The 13,939-nt window shown below is 71.4% G+C and carries 19 protein-coding genes; 7 read left to right on the top strand and 12 right to left on the bottom strand.

Going from position 1 to position 13,939, the window contains the following annotated elements; all coding sequences use genetic code 11:
• Positions 1-8: 8 nt before the first annotated feature.
• From pcaG to YIM_RS10350, 6 genes are all read right to left on the bottom strand, one after another.
• On the bottom strand, positions 9-554 hold the full coding sequence (gene pcaG, locus YIM_RS10375; protein WP_153030149.1) for a protocatechuate 3,4-dioxygenase subunit alpha: 546 nt from the start codon (positions 552-554) through the stop codon (positions 9-11).
• Positions 551-1,267, bottom strand: coding sequence for a protocatechuate 3,4-dioxygenase subunit beta (gene pcaH, locus YIM_RS10370; protein ID WP_153030148.1), 717 nt, complete (start codon positions 1,265-1,267; stop codon positions 551-553). The genes pcaG and pcaH overlap by 4 nt, the downstream gene beginning before the upstream one ends.
• Before the next feature lie 17 nt (positions 1,268-1,284).
• Positions 1,285-2,460 (bottom strand): thiolase family protein, encoded by a 1,176-nt coding sequence (locus tag YIM_RS10365; protein WP_153030147.1) that lies wholly within the window; start codon positions 2,458-2,460, stop codon positions 1,285-1,287.
• Entirely contained in the window at positions 2,457-3,212 is a 756-nt protein-coding gene (locus YIM_RS10360) for a CoA-transferase subunit beta (RefSeq protein ID WP_153030146.1), read from the bottom strand. Before YIM_RS10360 ends, YIM_RS10365 begins: the two co-directional genes overlap by 4 nt.
• Complete coding sequence (locus YIM_RS10355) at positions 3,209-4,009, bottom strand: CoA transferase subunit A (protein WP_153030145.1); 801 nt, start codon at positions 4,007-4,009, stop codon at positions 3,209-3,211. Before YIM_RS10355 ends, YIM_RS10360 begins: the two co-directional genes overlap by 4 nt.
• Before the next feature lie 81 nt (positions 4,010-4,090).
• Complete coding sequence (locus tag YIM_RS10350; protein ID WP_153030144.1) at positions 4,091-4,564, bottom strand: MarR family winged helix-turn-helix transcriptional regulator; 474 nt, start codon at positions 4,562-4,564, stop codon at positions 4,091-4,093.
• Positions 4,565-4,693: 129 nt separating this feature from the next.
• On the opposite strand from YIM_RS10350, the gene YIM_RS10345 reads away from it, so the two are divergent.
• From YIM_RS10345 to YIM_RS10335, 3 genes are all read left to right on the top strand, one after another.
• Positions 4,694-5,650 carry a 2-hydroxyacid dehydrogenase gene (locus YIM_RS10345; protein WP_370468971.1) on the top strand — a complete coding sequence of 319 codons (957 nt, stop codon included), beginning with the start codon at positions 4,694-4,696 and terminating at the stop codon, positions 5,648-5,650.
• The gene (locus tag YIM_RS10340; protein ID WP_153030142.1) at positions 5,647-6,753 is read left to right on the top strand and encodes a glycerate kinase; all 1,107 of its coding nucleotides are present in this window, start codon (positions 5,647-5,649) and stop codon (positions 6,751-6,753) included. The genes YIM_RS10345 and YIM_RS10340 overlap by 4 nt, the downstream gene beginning before the upstream one ends.
• A gap of 64 nt (positions 6,754-6,817) precedes the next feature.
• Positions 6,818-7,273: a hypothetical protein gene (locus tag YIM_RS10335; protein ID WP_153030141.1), complete on the top strand. Its 456-nt coding sequence runs from the start codon at positions 6,818-6,820 to the stop codon at positions 7,271-7,273.
• 63 nt (positions 7,274-7,336) lie between these two features.
• On the opposite strand, the gene YIM_RS10330 is transcribed toward YIM_RS10335, so the two are convergent.
• Both YIM_RS10330 and YIM_RS10325 read right to left on the bottom strand, forming a co-directional pair.
• Positions 7,337-7,645: an iron-sulfur cluster assembly accessory protein gene (locus tag YIM_RS10330; protein ID WP_153030140.1), complete on the bottom strand. Its 309-nt coding sequence runs from the start codon at positions 7,643-7,645 to the stop codon at positions 7,337-7,339.
• A gap of 83 nt (positions 7,646-7,728) precedes the next feature.
• Complete coding sequence (locus YIM_RS10325) at positions 7,729-8,145, bottom strand: hypothetical protein (RefSeq protein WP_153030139.1); 417 nt, start codon at positions 8,143-8,145, stop codon at positions 7,729-7,731.
• A gap of 84 nt (positions 8,146-8,229) precedes the next feature.
• Between YIM_RS10325 and YIM_RS10320 the strand changes: the two genes are divergently transcribed.
• From YIM_RS10320 to shbA, 4 genes are all read left to right on the top strand, one after another.
• On the top strand, positions 8,230-8,682 hold the full coding sequence (locus YIM_RS10320) for a GtrA family protein (protein WP_153030138.1): 453 nt from the start codon (positions 8,230-8,232) through the stop codon (positions 8,680-8,682).
• A gap of 23 nt (positions 8,683-8,705) precedes the next feature.
• Positions 8,706-9,059: a YidH family protein gene (locus YIM_RS10315; protein ID WP_153030137.1), complete on the top strand. Its 354-nt coding sequence runs from the start codon at positions 8,706-8,708 to the stop codon at positions 9,057-9,059.
• Positions 9,056-9,376, top strand: a complete 321-nt coding sequence (locus tag YIM_RS10310; protein WP_153030136.1) for a DUF202 domain-containing protein — start codon at positions 9,056-9,058, stop codon at positions 9,374-9,376. The genes YIM_RS10315 and YIM_RS10310 overlap by 4 nt, the downstream gene beginning before the upstream one ends.
• A gap of 351 nt (positions 9,377-9,727) precedes the next feature.
• Entirely contained in the window at positions 9,728-10,384 is a 657-nt protein-coding gene (shbA, locus tag YIM_RS10305) for an RNA polymerase sigma factor ShbA (protein WP_153030135.1), read from the top strand.
• Here the strand turns inward: shbA and YIM_RS10300 are convergent.
• Genes YIM_RS10300 through YIM_RS10285 form a run of 4 tightly spaced genes read right to left on the bottom strand, consistent with a single transcriptional unit; the run spans position 10,362 to position 13,892 of the window.
• Positions 10,362-11,231, bottom strand: a complete 870-nt coding sequence (locus tag YIM_RS10300; RefSeq protein WP_153030134.1) for a biotin-dependent carboxyltransferase family protein — start codon at positions 11,229-11,231, stop codon at positions 10,362-10,364. The genes shbA and YIM_RS10300 overlap by 23 nt on opposite strands.
• Entirely contained in the window at positions 11,228-11,836 is a 609-nt protein-coding gene (locus tag YIM_RS10295; RefSeq protein ID WP_153036896.1) for an allophanate hydrolase subunit 1, read from the bottom strand. Before YIM_RS10295 ends, YIM_RS10300 begins: the two co-directional genes overlap by 4 nt.
• The gene (locus tag YIM_RS10290; RefSeq protein WP_153030133.1) at positions 11,836-12,648 is read right to left on the bottom strand and encodes a putative hydro-lyase; all 813 of its coding nucleotides are present in this window, start codon (positions 12,646-12,648) and stop codon (positions 11,836-11,838) included. Before YIM_RS10290 ends, YIM_RS10295 begins: the two co-directional genes overlap by 1 nt.
• A complete protein-coding gene (locus YIM_RS10285) occupies positions 12,645-13,892 on the bottom strand; it encodes an MFS transporter (protein ID WP_153030132.1) in 1,248 nt (415 codons plus the stop codon). The genes YIM_RS10290 and YIM_RS10285 overlap by 4 nt, the downstream gene beginning before the upstream one ends.
• Positions 13,893-13,939: the final 47 nt, after the last annotated feature.

Genomic DNA, 13,939 nt, shown 5'->3' with positions numbered 1-13,939 from the left:
CCGACCCCCTAAACCTCGAAGAACACGGTCTCGCCGTCGCCCTGGAGCCGCACGTCGAACCGGTAGCCGTCACCTTCGCGCACCGCGATCAGCGTGCCACGGCGTTCCTCGGGGACCGCGTCGAGCACCTCGTCGGCCGCGTTGGCCTCGGCGTGCTCGGGGAAGTAGATCCGGGTGACCACCCGGTGCAGCAGCCCGCGGCCCAGCACGGACACGTCGATGTGCGGCGCCTGCGTCCGCCCGTCCCGTCCCGGCACCGGACCGGGTACCACCGTGCGGATGGACCACCGGCCCCGCTCGTCGGTCGGGCAGCGGCCGAAACCGCGGAACCCGGCCACCCGCCCGCGCGGGTCGTCGGGGTGGTCGAACCGGCCCTCCGCGTCGGCCTGCCAGGTCTCGACCATCGCGTCCGGCACCGGGTCGCCGTTGCCGTCGTAGATCACCCCGCGCAGCACGATCGCGCCCGGCGTGCCCTCGGGCACCACTTCTGGTCCGTCGTCCCACGGCAGCCCGATCGACAGGTACGGGCCGACGGTCTGCGAAGGAGTGCTCATTCGTCGTCCTCCTCGTCCTCGAACACCGAGGCGTCACGGCCGCGCAGCACGATGTCGAACTCGTAGGCCAGCGCCCATTCCGGCTGCGTGCGCTCCAGGTCGAAGCGGGAGACCATGCGCATCCGCGCCTTCTCGTCCGGGATCGAGTTGAAGATCGGGTCCTGGGCGAAGAGCGGGTCCTCCGGGAAGTACATCTGGGTGACCAGGCGCTGGGTGAACGAGGTGCCGAACACCGAGAAGTGGATGTGCGCCGGCCGCCAGGCGTTGTCGTGGTTCTTCCACGGGTAGGCGCCGGGCTTGATGGTGGTGAACTCGTAGTGCCCGTTGTCGTCGGTGAGCGTGCGCCCGACACCGTCGAAGTTCGGGTCGATCGGCGACGGCCAGCGGTCGCCGGTGTGCCGGTACCGGCCGCCCGCGTTGGCCTGCCAGACCTCGACCAGCGAGTTCCGCACCGGGCGGCCGTCGCCGTCGAGCAGGCGCCCGTGCACGACGATCCGCTGGCCCTGCGGCTCACCGGCGTGCTGCCGGGTCAGGTCGTTGTCGTGCTCGCCGAGCCTGCCCGGTCCGAGCAGCGGGCCGGTCACCTCGGTGAGCATCTGCGGCAGCAGCACCAGCGGCAGCTTCGGGTGCCGCAGCGCGGTCGAGCGGTACCCGGGGAAGCCGAGCGGCGGGTGCGTGCCTTCGGGATCCGGCCGGTAGGTGGGCAGGCTCATCGTCGAGTGCTCCCTTCTCAGGCTTCCAGCACCACGGCCAGACCCTGGCCGACGCCGATGCAGATGGCGGCGAGTCCCCAGCCACCACCGCGGCGGCGGAGGTCGTGCGCGAGCGTGCCGAGGATGCGGCCACCCGACGCGCCGAGCGGGTGCCCGATGGCGATCGCGCCGCCGTGCGGGTTGACCTTCGCCGGGTCCAGCTTCGGCCAGTCACGCAGGCAGGCCAGCGACTGCGCGGCGAAGGCCTCGTTCAACTCCACCACGGCGAGGTCGTCCCAGCCGATGCCCGCGCGCTCCAGCGCGATCTCCGCGGCCCGCACCGGGCCGATGCCGAACACGTCCGGGTCCACCCCGGCCGCACCGCGCCCGGCGACGCGCGCCAGCGGCGTGGCACCGACGCGGTCGGCGGCGGCCTGGTCACCGAGCAGCACCGCGGAGGCACCGTCGTTGAGCGGCGAGGCGTTGCCCGCGGTCACCGTGCCCTGCTTGCGGAACACCGGCTTGAGCTTGGCCAGCTTCTCCGGCGAGGAGTCCGGCCGGATGCCTTCGTCCCTGGTCAGCTCGGTGCCGGGCACCGGAACCACCAGGTCGTCGTAGAAGCCGTCGTCCCACGCCTTCGCGGCGTTGACATGGCTGCGCGCGGCGAACTCGTCCTGCTCGTCGCGCCCGATGCCGTACCGCTCGGCGAGCAGTTCGGTGGACTCCCCCAGCGAGACCGTCCACTGCTCCGGCATCGCCGGGTTCACCATGCGCCAGCCCAGCGCGGTGGAGTACATGGTCTGGTTGCCGTTCGGGAAGGCCTTCTCCGGCTTCTGCACCACCCACGGCGACCGGCTCATCGACTCGACACCACCGGCCACCACCAGCGACGCGTCCCCGGTGGCGATCAGCCTGCTGGCCTGGGAAACCGCGTCCAGCCCGGACCCGCACAGCCGGTTCACCGTGCCGCCGGGGATCGAGGTCGGCCAGCCGGCCAGCAGGGTGGCCATCCTGGCCACGTTCCGGTTGTCCTCACCGGCGCCGTTGGCGTTGCCGAGCACCACCTCGTCCACAGTGGACGGATCGAGCCCGGTGCGCTCGCCGAGCGCGCGCAGCACGTGCGCGGCGAGGTCGTCGGGCCGGGTGCCCGCCAGCGCGCCGCCGTACCTGCCGAACGGGGTGCGCACCGCGTCCAGTACGAATACCTCGGTCATTCGCCCGCCTTCTTCAGCTCTCGCAGTCCGGCCAGTTCCGCGTCGGTCGGCTCCGGGGTCCGCCGCAGGTCGTCGGCGACCTTCAGCGCCCAGCCGGTGGCCTCCCGCACCTGCGCCACCTCGACGCCGGGATGCAGATCGGTCAGGGTCAGCTCGGCGGTCTCCGGATCCGGCCGCAGCAGGCCGAGATCGGTGACCACCAGGGTAGGCCCGGCACCGGGCAGGCCGAGCCGCTCGCGGTCGCCCCGGCCCGAACCGTGCCCGAAGGAGGTGACGAAGTCCACCTTCTCCACGAAGGCGCGCTTGCTCTGGCGCAGCACCACGAAGACCTCGCGGCAGGACGCGGCGATCTCCGGCGCGCCACCGGCACCCGGCAGCCGGACCTTGGGGTCGGCGTAGTCGTCACCGATCACGGTGGTGTTGATGTTGCCGAACTTGTCCAGCTGGGCCGCGCCGAGAAAGCCGACATCGATCCGGCCGGGCTGCAGCCAGTAGTTGAACACCTCGGGCACGCTGACCACCGCGTCCGCGGTCTCGGCCAGCTCACCATCGCCGATGGACAGCGGCAGCCTGCCCGGCTTCGCGCCGAGGCAGCCCGATTCGTAGACCAGCACCAGGTTCGGCGCGTGCGAACGGCGGGCGAGATTGGCCGCGGTGCTCGGCAGGCCGATGCCCACGAAGCAGGACATGCCGTCGCCGAGCGCGCGGGCCGCCGCGATGCTCATCATCTCGTCGGTGGTGTAGGTGCTCATGCCGCCACCTCCGCCAGCCACTTGCCGAACTCCTCGCGGTCGCGGCTCACCGCGTCCCAGGCCTGGTAGCCGTCGTTGTCCCGGTCGTAGTAACCGGCGGCGTAGGAGGGCTTGGCCCCGCCGGGCGCCTCGGCGACCGCGGTCACCGCCCACGAGGGCAGCACCAGCGCGCCCGGCCGCGGCTCCAGCTCGTCGACGATCTCCTCGACGGTGACGAGCGAGCGCTTGGCCGCCAGCACCGCCTCCTTCTGCACACCGGCGATGCCCCACAGCTGCACGTTGCCGTTCCGGTCGGCGCGCTGGGCGTGCACGATGGTCACGTCCGGGTTGAGCGCGGGCACCGCGGCCAGCTGCTCCCCGGTGAACGGGCAGGTGATCGGCTTGATGGTGGCCGTGTGCTTCGGCAGATCGGTGCCGGAGTAGCCCCGCAGCACGGCGAACGGCAGCCCGGAGGCACCGGCCACGTAGCGGTTGGCCATGCCGGCGTGGCTGTGCTCCTCGATCTCCAGCGGCACCGGCCAGCCGTGCTGGACCGCGTCGCGGAACCGGTGCAGCGAACCGACCCCGGGATTGCCGCCCCAGGAGAAGATCAGCTTGCTCGCGCAGCCGGCGCCGATCAGCTGGTCGTAGACGATGTCCGGGGTCATCCGGACCAGGGTCAGCCCGCGGCGGCCCTGCCGGATGATCTCGTGCCCGGCGGCGACCGGGATCAGATGGGTGAACCCCTCCAGGGCCACCGTGTCCCCGTCACGGACGAGGTCGGCCACACCGTCCGCGAGCGAGACGAGTTCCGCCATCGCCGGCTCCCTTGCATGTTCGCATTCCGCACACTAGTTCTATATATGAACATAGCACGGAAGCTGCGTGCACGGAACGCGCTAACGGGTGTGTTCGGCCCTCTCGCGCTTCGCCTCCCCCGCGTCGACCACCCGGCTGAGGATGCGCACCAGTTCTTCGCGGTCCTCCGGCGGCAGGCACTCGATCATGCCCTCGGTCATCCTGGCCGCGCGCACCGAAAGCTCGCCGAACAGGGCGTGCCCGGCGTCGGTCAGGCTGAGCAGGTTCCGCCGCCGGTCGCCGGGATCGCGGTCGCGCCGCAGGTGACCGCGGTCGATCAGCCGGTTCACCACCGCGCCCACCGTCGAGGTGTCCAGCGAGACCTCGCGCGAGAGCGCGTTCTGGTCGGTCTCCGGATTGAGCGCCACCGCGCTCAGCACCGCGTACTGGGTCGAGGTGACCTCTTTGGACACCTCGGCGGACCACAGGTACGTGTGGATCTGCTGGGCCCGCCGGATCAGGTGCCCGGTGTGCCGGTGTGCGTCCACGCCAACTCCCGGTGTCGAGATCGTCATCAGCAACCCCTCCCGTCGCGAAACTGTGTGCCGTCACCAACAGACACGTGCGGTAGCCGCAGCCGGTTCACGACGGAACGCCGCCCGGCTATGTTGGGCTGGTCGCCGAGTACGGGAGGTGGGCCGAACGTGCCGAAGATCGTGGTCACCGGACAACTGCCGGAACCGGCGCTGAAGGTGCTCGGCGAAGCGGGCGAGGTGTGGGTGGCCGACGGCCCGTTGCGGCCCGATGAGCTGCGTGAACGGGTCGCCGGGGCGGACGCGCTGGTGACCATGGTCGGCGATCGGGTGGACGGTACGGTCGCCGACGCGGCCGGTCCGGGCCTGACGGTGGTGGCCAACGTCGCGGTCGGGTACGACAACCTCGATGTGAAAGCGCTCTCCGAGCGCGGGGTGACGGTGACCAACACACCCGGCGTGCTCACCGACGCCACCGCCGACCTCGCCTTCGGCCTGCTGCTGATGAGCACGCGGCGGCTCAGCGAGGGCGAGCGGCTGCTGCGCGCGCGGACCCCGTGGAAGTTCAGCCTCGGCTTCATGCTCGGCGCCGGGCTGCAGGGCCGCACCCTCGGCATCGTCGGGCTCGGCCAGATCGGCCGGGCGATGGCCCGCCGGGCCAGGGCGTTCGGCCTCGAGATTGTCTACAGTGGACGGAACAGGGCGCCGGCCGAGGTCGAGGCCGAACTGGGTGCGCGGCGCCTGCCGCTGGAGGAACTGCTGCGGTCGGCCGACTTCGTCTCGCTGCACTGCCCGCTCACCCCGGAGACCCGGCACCTGATCAACGCTTCCTCGCTGCGCACCATGAAGCCGGGCGCCTATCTGATCAACACCACGCGCGGCCCGGTGGTCGACGAGGCCGCGCTGGCCGAAGCGCTGGCCGAAGGCGTGCTCGCCGGCGCCGCGCTGGACGTGTTCGAGAAGGAGCCCGAAGTGGAACCGCGCCTGCTCGACCTGGAGAACGTGGTGATCACGCCGCATCTCGGCTCGGCGACCGTGGAGACCCGCACCGAAATGGCCCTGCTCGCGGCGCGCAACGTGGCCGCGGTGCTGGCCGGTGAACCTCCCCTTACGGCGGTGACGGCGTGAAGGTCCTGATCGCGCCGGACAAGTTCAAGGGCAGCCTGACCGCGATGGAGGCCGCCGAGGCGATCCGCGACGGCGTGCGCGACGTCTTCGGGGACGCGGAGACCATGCTGTGCCCGGTGGCCGACGGCGGCGAGGGCACGCTGGACGTGCTGTACGCGGCGGGCGCGGAGCGGGTGGAGCTGTCGGTGCGCGGGCCGCTGGACGCCCCGGTCGAGGCGCGGTACGCGGTGCTGGGTGAGACCGCGTACATCGAATCGGCGCGGGCGTGCGGCATCGAGTTCGTCGAGCCGTCACCGGAAACGGCGCTGGCGGCGCACACCTGGGGCGTCGGTGAGCTGATCGCGCACGCGCTGGACCGCGGGGCGCGGCAGGTGGTGCTGACCGTCGGCGGAACGGCGAGCACGGACGGCGGCTCGGGCATGCTGCGGGCACTCGGCGCTTCGGTGACGCCCTCGCTGGAGTTGGGCGGCGGTCCACTGAGGACGGTTGAGTCGGTGGATTTGTCTTTGCTGCGTTCGAAGTTCGCCGGAGTCGACGTGCGCGTGGCCACCGACGTGAGCAACCCGCTGCTCGGCGAGAAGGGCGCGGCGGCGATCTTCGGCCCGCAGAAGGGCGCGCGTCCCGCCGAAGTCGCACTCCTGGGCGAGGCACTCGGCCGATGGGCGCGAGCGCTGCACGCGGCGGGCGGCCGCGACGTCTCGGACGCGCCGGGCGCCGGTGCGGGCGGCGGGGTGGCCGGTGGCGCGATGGCCGCACTGGACGCCGTCTTCGAATCGGGCTTCGACCTGGTCTGCGAACTCACCGGAGTGCCGGCCGCACTGGCCGAGGCGGACCTGGTGATCACCGGCGAAGGCTCACTGGACCCGCAGAGCCTCGACGGCAAGGCACCCGCGGGCATCGCCGCGCGCGCCCGCGCGCGGAACCTCCCGGTACTGGCCGTCGCCGGCCGCGTAACCCTGGACGAGGCGCAACTGGCCCAGTTGGGTGTCGCCGGATATCGCGCGCTGATCGATCACGCGCCCTCACTGGCGTACGCGCGGGAACACGCGCGCGAACTCCTGCGCACGCAAACGGCTGACTTGGTGCGTGCCTGGGGCGCTTGACGGTTTGCTGCCTTGGTGGACGGGTAACCCTCGGGTAGAGCCGTGTCACCGAGAGGAGCTACTTGTGGAAACCAATGCCTACATAACGTTCCTGGTGCTGGCGACGCTGCTCGTTGTGATCGACGGCCAGATCATCTATCGCAGCGGGCGGCGCTATCTGGAGAACTCGTACGGCGACGCGGCCGCGGGTGCTTCGATGACGCGCCTGATCACCGTGCTGTTCCACCTGTCGGTGCTGGGAGTCTTGGCGCTGCTGTCGACCATCGACTCCGGCGGGGACAACGCCACCGAGGCGGTGGTGTGGAAGCTGGGGATCACCCTGATCGTGCTGGCGATCGCGCACGGCGTGACGCTGACCGTGCTGTCGAGGATCCGGGACAACCAGGTCGCCGAGCGGGCGCTGAAGCACCCCTCGCCGCCCGCGGCCGCCGAAACCACGGTGGCACCGGTGCCGGGGCAGCAGGGTGGAAACCCGCGCGTGAGTCCGGCGCTGGACCAGCGCGATCCCTACTCCGCATGAACGCCTGACCCGGCGTGAACAGGGGCCCCGCGCGGACTGCGCGGGGCCCCTGTTGCCGGGAAGTCAGGCGCTGGGCTGCTCGTCCGGCTGCTGCAGCACGGCGAAGCTCATCTGACCCTCGTCGTCCTGCTGGATGTCGAGCACCTTGTCGTCGAGGAACTCGGCGGCCTTCGGTTCCAGGAAGACCTTGGCCCCGCCTTCGGTGGCGAGTACCTGATCACCGTCCTCCGGTGAAGGCGCCACCGACAACCCGAGCTGGGCGCCGGTCTCCTCCACCTCCTGCACCGCGAACCTCAGGCCGGCTTCGGCCTGACCGTCCTGTCCGGTCAGCGCGGTGATGGCCTCGGCCGCGGCGTCTGTCATGGCGAGCATCGACAGGCTCCCTTTCGTCGGTTACATGGCTCTGGCCCCTCCACCGTAGGGGTGGGGGGCCGGTGGCGCTGGGTGCCGCCCGGTCACTCCGGGGTGCGGATGGCCTCCGCCACCGAGCCCCCGGCCTGGTCAGCGGCCTGTGGCAGCTCGTCACTGGAGGTGTGACGACCGACACCCCCCTCTTCGGGCGCCACCTGCTCGACGTCACCGGGCTGGTCGTCGATCGACTCGTCCAGTTCGTCGGCGGGGGTCGCCGCGATCGGTTTCTCGGGCACCTCGTCGGCGGTCACGTCCGGCTGCTCCTCGCTCAGCCGCGCGGCCATGCTCTCGCCTTCGCGCTGCTCCGCCGGGGTGGTGCCGAAGCGGTCGGCCGCGCTCCAGTGCTCCGGCGGCTCGATGCCCGCCTCGAGCGGGTCCACCCGGAGGCGGTCCTCGTCGAGGTCCTCGGCGCTGTTCAGCGCGGCCGGATCGGATTCCACCGGCTCCTGCGGTGCGGACATCGGAACTCCTCCTCTGGTCTTGCCTGTCCGCTTCGCCTACCCGCGCGAGCCACCGCCGAAACCGGCTTGGGTAGCGTCGTGGCCATGGCCATTCCGGCGCCGGCAGCGGCCGCCCCACCCGCGAAACAGGACGGCCTCGCCGTGCACGCGGGCTGGTACCTGGCGGCGGGCGTGGTCACCACCGCCGTCCAGTTCGCGCTCTACTTCCTGCTGCGCGCCGCGCTGGGCGCCCACGTCGCGAACCTGCTGGCGATCATCGTCACCACGATCGGGAACACCGAGTTCCACCGGCGGGTGACCTTCGCCGGGCGCCCCAGCCCACCGCGGCGGCGGCACCTCCAGGTGGCGGGCACCATCGCCTTCTACGCCGGGTACGGCTCGGTGGTGCTGCTCGCGCTGCACGCCGTGGTCCCGGTGCCCACCCCGCTCACCGAGACCCTGGTGCTGGCCACCGCCGGTCTGCTCGGCGGCGTCTGCCGGTTCGCGCTGCTCCGCTGGTGGGTGTTCGCGCACCGCCACCCGGATTCGCGCGGCTGAGCCGTCCGGGACAGGCTGTCCGCATGACCGAGTCCCCGCCCGAACCCACCGAGCACGAACCCGACTACCGCTTCAGCCTGGCCAACGAGCGCACCTTCCTGGCCTGGCTGCGCACCGCCCTCGGCCTGCTGGCCGGTGCGGTCGCGGTGCGGCAGCTGGTGCCGGAGTTCGGCGTGCCGGGGGCGAGGACGGTGCTCGCCCTGCTGTGCGCGGCGCTCGCCGTGCTGCTGACCGCGGCGAGCTACCCGCGCTGGAAGCGGGTCCAGCGCGCGATGCGCCGCGGTGAGCCGCTGCCGCCCAACCGCATGCTGCTGGTGCTGACCGCCGGCATCCTGGTGATCACCGCCTTCGCCGTGGTCCTCGCGGTGACCGGATGAGCCGCGATCCGGGCCTGCAACCCGAGCGCACCTGGCTCGCCTGGCGCCGCACCACCGCCTCCGCGGCGGCGGTGACCCTGCTCCTGCTGCACTCGTCGGTGCACTCGGACGGCGATCCGGGCAGTGACCTGACCGTTATCCCGGCCGCCACCGGGATCTTGGTCACGATTTCGCTCGCGCTGTGCACCAGGCACCGCGAACGACGCCTCCTCCGGGCCCAGCGGACTCCGCCGGATGCCGTACTTCCCCAGGTCATCGGCCTGTCGGCGAGTCTGGTGACGATCATGGCGGTGGCCACGCTCGCCTTTCTCGCTTAACTGGCAAACGCGATTTTCAGGGACCTAAGACCCTACCGCCGTACGGAGCAATCCGGACGTCCAGCACTTTTGCGCACCGCGACCGAAAGATGATTGAGACCTAGATTCGTGCTAATGGGGCATCTCTGCGAGATCCCTGGAGCCAACGCCTTCTGCGGTCTAGCATTACGCTCAGTCGTCAGATTGCTGAACGAGCGAGCGCCATTCGGGTAACTCCGCTACGGACAGTCGCCTTATTAGCAAGCTGACAATGACTCTCAGCAGGGGCGGTTGATTCGACGATTAATCGAGTTTGTCGGGCCAACCGGTTGAGCCGGACAACAGCAGATCGGTCGAAGAATGGGCGGGCGAATGACCACGAGCTTGGACTCGACGACGCGGGACATCGAGGGACCCGCGGCGCCGAAGAAGGTCCAGCGGAGCACCAGCCACTATCCACGGCTGACCAAGGAGGACCTCGATCCGCTGGTCCGCCGGGCCGCGAAGGGTGACCAGGACGCCATGTCGGGCCTGCTCGCGGCACTGAAACCGGTGGTCACGCGGTACTGCCGGGCCCGGCTCGGTGGCCGGGACCTGTCGTACTTCTCCGCCGACGACATCTCACAGGAGGTGTGTGTCGCGGTGCTGAAGGCGCTGCCGCAGTACCAGGACCGGGGCGGCTCGTTCCTCTACCTGGTGCACGCGATCGCCGCGAACAAGGTCGCCGACGCCTTCCGCGCGGTCTCCCGCGACCGCTGCGAGCCGGTCTCCGACCTGCCCGAGCGCTCCGCCTCCGACAACGAACCGGAGAAGTACGCGCTCGACATCGACCTCGGCGAACGGCTGAACCGCCTGATCCGGACCCTGCCCCGAGTGCAGCAGGAGATCGTCATCCTGCGCGTGGCCGTCGGGCTCTCCGCCGCCGAGACCGCGGAGGCGGTCGGCCTCAAGGCGGGCAACGTGCGCACCACCCAGCACCGCGCGCTGCAGAAGCTGCGCGAGCTGATCACGCTCGAAGGCGACTTCTGACGAACCTCAGCCGCGTGCCCGGCCTCGCCTGCGCGGCCCAGCCCAGATCCTCCTCGACCACCACCGCCACCACCGGATAGCCGCCGGTCACCGGGTGATCGGCGAGGAAGAGGATCGGCTGGCCCGACGGCGGCACCTGCACCGCGCCGGGCGCGGCCGGTTCGGGCGGCAATTCTCCGGTCCTGGCGCGGGACAGCGCCGGGCCGTCGAGCCGCAACCCCACCCGGTTGCTCTGCGCCGAGACCAGGTACCGCCCCGACAGCAACGAGTCGAACGCGTCCGCGGTGAAGAAGTCCAGTCGTGGCCCCGGAACCAGCCGCAGCACCGGCTCGTCCGGCAGTGCCGCGCACGGCGCCTGGTCGACCACGGGCCAGGCCGCCACGCGGTGCCCGACCGGGAGCGTGGTGCCCGCCGCGAGCGGTGCCGGACCCAGTCCGGAAAGCGTGTCCGTGCCGCGGCCGCCGAGCACCGGCGGCACGTCGATCCCGCCGCGTACCGCCAAATACGTGCGCAGGCCGCGCTCCGGCGTGCCGAGCCGCAGTTCGTCACCGGCGTGCGCCTGGACCGGGGCGTTCGGGCCGATCGCCCGGCCGCCGAGCCGGGCCGGGCACGCGGCGCCGGTCAACGCGATCAGCGCCGGGCCGTCGAAGCGCACCACCAGGCCGCCGAAGGTCGCCTCGATCGCCGCGTTCGCCTCGGGATTGCCGACGAGCCGGTTCGCCAGGCGCAGCGCGTCGCGGTCGGCGGCCCCGGAACGGCCGACGCCCAGCGCGGTGTGCCCCGGCCTGCCGAGGTCCTGCACGGTGGCGAACAGGCCGGGTGTGAGCACTTCGAGCTTCGGTGTCATACCGCGCTGAACCGTACGGCGGTGCCCGGCGCGAGCAGGTTCGGCGGCTCGCGCTCGGCGTCCCAGACGGCCAGTTCGGTGTGCCCGAGCAGGTGCCAGCCGCCGGGTGACGGATGCGGGTAGACGGCGGTGTACTCCCCGGCCACCGCCACCGCACCGGCGGGCACGCGCACCCGCGGACTGCTCCGCCTCGGCAGGTGCAGTTCCGGCGGAAGCCCGGTGAGGTAACCGAATCCCGGCGCGAAGCCGCAGAACGCGACCCGGTATTCGGCGCCGGTGTGCCGCCGGACGACTTCGGCCTCGCTCAGCCCGGCCCGCGACGCCACCTCCGCGAGGTCCTCGCCGTCGTAGTGGACCGGCACCACCAGTTCCTCACCGCGCCGGCGCGCCGGTGGCTCCAGCGAACGCCCGGCGATTTCGTCGACCAGCCGCTCGAAGGTGGTGCGGCCGGGGTCGAACCGCACCAGCACGGTCCGCGCGGCGGGCACCACCTCCTCCACCCCGCCGGGCGGATCGGCGGCCAGCGCGGCGTTGAGCCCGAGCACCTCGCCGGCCCCGGCGAGATCGACCAGCGCCGCGCGGCTGCCGTAGCGGTGCACCCTGATCACCGGCCCACCCGGTACTCGTCGTCGCGCCGGTCGGTGATCAGCATGTGGCCCGGCGCGTGCGTGATGGCGAACGGCGGCTTCGACGCCATCAGCGCCGCCTGCGGAGTCACCCCGCAGGCCCAGAACACCGGCACGTCACCGGGTTCCGCCCGGACCGGGTCGCCGAAGTCGGGCTTGCCGAGATCGGTGATGCCGAGCGCGCCGGGGTCGCCGACGTGCACCGGCGCGCCGTGCACCGCGGGCATCGCCGCGGTGATCCGGATGGCGTCGTCCACGCGCTCCTCCGGGATCTGGCGCATGGACACCACCATCGGGCCGTGCAACCGCCCGGCCGGGCGGCACTTCCGGTTGGTCACGTACATCGCCACGTTGCGGCCCTGCTCGACGTGGCGCAGCGGAATGCCCTCGGCGACGAGCGCGGTCTCGAAGGTGAAGCTGCAGCCGATCGAGAAGGCGACCAGATCGCTGCGCCAGTACCGCGTGGCGTCGGTGACTTCGGCGCGCAGCCTGCCGTTCTCCCAGATCCGGTAGCGCGGCAGGTCGCGGCGGAGGTCGGCGCCGGGCGCCAGCACGGTCGACGGATCGCCGGGATCGCTGACGTCGAGCACCGGGCACGGCTGTTCGTTGCGCTGGCAGAACAACAGCACGTCGTAGGCCCAGTTCCTGCGCACCGCGATCAGGTTCGTCTGGGTGTAGCCCGCCGACCAGCCGCTGGTCGGCGCCGAAACGCCGGCGCGTAACCGCGCGCGGGCCTGTGCCGGTGGCAGCAGTTCGGATTCCATCGTGCCTGGTTCGTCCACAATGGTCATACCAGCTCCCTCCCCCTGGTTTCCGGCAGGCCCAGCAGGGCCAGTACCGCGATGCCGTAGCCCGCCGCGCCGAACACCATCGCCCCGCCGGCGCCCAGAAGTCCCACCACACCGGGAAAAACGGCGCCGACCGCGCGGCCGAAGTTGTAGGTGAAGCCCTGCCCGGTGCCGCGCTGCGCGGTCGGGTACAGCTCGGCGAGGAAGGCGCCGAACCCGCTGAAGATGGCCGACATCGAGAAGCCGAGCGGGAAGCCGAGCACCATCACCAGTGCGTTGGCCCCGTGCGGGATCTGCGTGTACGCCACGATCAGCACCGCCGAGAGCGCGGCGAACAACACGAAGGTCCGCTTGCGGCCCAGCAGGTCGGTCAGGTAACCGCCGCAGACGTAACCGATGAACGCGCCGGAGATCAGGAAGGCGTAGTAACCACCGGTGTTGATCACGGTCAGCTCGCGGGTGGTGCGCAGGTACGAGGGCAGCCAGGTGGCGAGCGTGTAGTAACCGCCCTGGACGCCGGTGGCGAACAGCGAGGCGATCAGCGTGGTGCGCAGGAGGTCGCCCTGGAAGATCTGGCCGAACGAACCGCGTTTCGCCGAGCTTTCGCGGCGCTCGGTGGCGGCGTCGGCGTCGGTGACGTTCTTGCGCACCCACATGATCAGCAGTGCCGGGAGCACGCCGGTCCAGAACATGATGCGCCAGGCCATGTCGTCGCCGGAGAGGCTGAACACCACGGTGTAGACGATCACCGCGAGCCCCCAGCCGGCCGCCCACGCGCTCTGCACGAAGGCGACCGTGCGGCCGCGGTAGCGCGAGCGGGCGTACTCGGCGACCAGGATCGCGCCAGCGGCCCACTCGCCGCCGAAACCGAGGCCCTGCAGGGCGCGGAACACCAGCAGCGTCTCGAAGTTCGGCGCGAAACCGCAGAGCACGGTGAACACGGTGTAGGTGGCCACGGTCAGCTGGAGCGTGCGGACGCGGCCGATGCGGTCGGCGAGAATGCCCGCGCCGGCGCCGCCGATCGCCGAGACGACCAGCGTGGTGGTGCTGAGCAGGCCCGCCGTGCCGGGGGTCAGGTTGAAGTAGGCGATGATCGCGCTGAGGCTGAGCGGCAGGACCCAGTAGTCGTACGAGTCGAGGCCGTAGCCGCCGAACGCGCCGGCGAAGGCGCGGCGCCCGCGCGAGCCGAGTGTTCGATACCAGGCGAATGGTCGGGTGTCCTCAGCCGTTGCTGCGGTCGTGTCCATCACGCACCTCGCGGGTTCTGGTGGTCGGTCCAGGGAAACACAGGTGA

The sequence above is a fragment of the Amycolatopsis sp. YIM 10 genome (assembly GCF_009429145.1).
In the GTDB taxonomy this organism is placed as follows: Bacteria; Actinomycetota; Actinomycetes; order Mycobacteriales; family Pseudonocardiaceae; genus Amycolatopsis.
This window is presented reverse-complemented; position numbering and strand designations above follow the sequence as displayed.